Raw genomic sequence first — 520 nt, 5'->3', positions numbered from 1 at the left:
GAAACAAATAAAAAATATCGTCCGCATAATAATTGAGCCCCCTCGTATGAGCAGGGCTTTTTTAATGTGTAAAAAGTTTAAATGTCACAGTTTTGTAATGTAAATTAAATTCCAAATATGATAATATTTAGCATGTAACAAATTAGTAGAAAGGAATGATTAAAGGAATGAGTAAGCTAAAAAGTAGCATAATTGTCATTTTGTCGTCTTTTGCCCTTTTAGTCACTGTCCTCTTAAGCACTCCTGCCAACACCGTAGAAGCAAAATCAATTATGAACAATTTAACATCGAAAGAGAAGGTAAGCGAGGCATTAAAGCATGCAACGGAAGCTGATTTTGAGAAAGCAGAGAAATTTGTCAAAGAAGCTTTAAAACTCAACGATGATTTTACATACAGCGTAGATAAAGAAAAAGCTAAACAAATTGGTTATACTGGTGATGAAATCTTTAACCTTTCATTATTTTATGCTAGCATTCCAACTGAACAGGTTAAATGGTTAGAGCAAAACAAAGGACAAGA

Annotated in this window: 1 protein-coding gene; it reads left to right on the top strand. The window is 32.7% G+C overall.

The features are described from left to right. Positions 1–167 precede the first annotated feature (167 nt). Positions 168–520: hypothetical protein (locus N878_RS28130; RefSeq protein WP_218186895.1), on the top strand; the 353-nt coding region annotated here is incomplete at its 3' end.

The sequence above is a fragment of the Pseudomonas sp. EGD-AK9 genome (genome assembly GCF_000465935.2).
Lineage (GTDB): Bacteria > Pseudomonadota > Gammaproteobacteria > Pseudomonadales > Pseudomonadaceae > Aquipseudomonas.
Note: the sequence above shows the minus strand (reverse complement) of the source record. Positions and strands in the feature narration are given on the sequence as shown.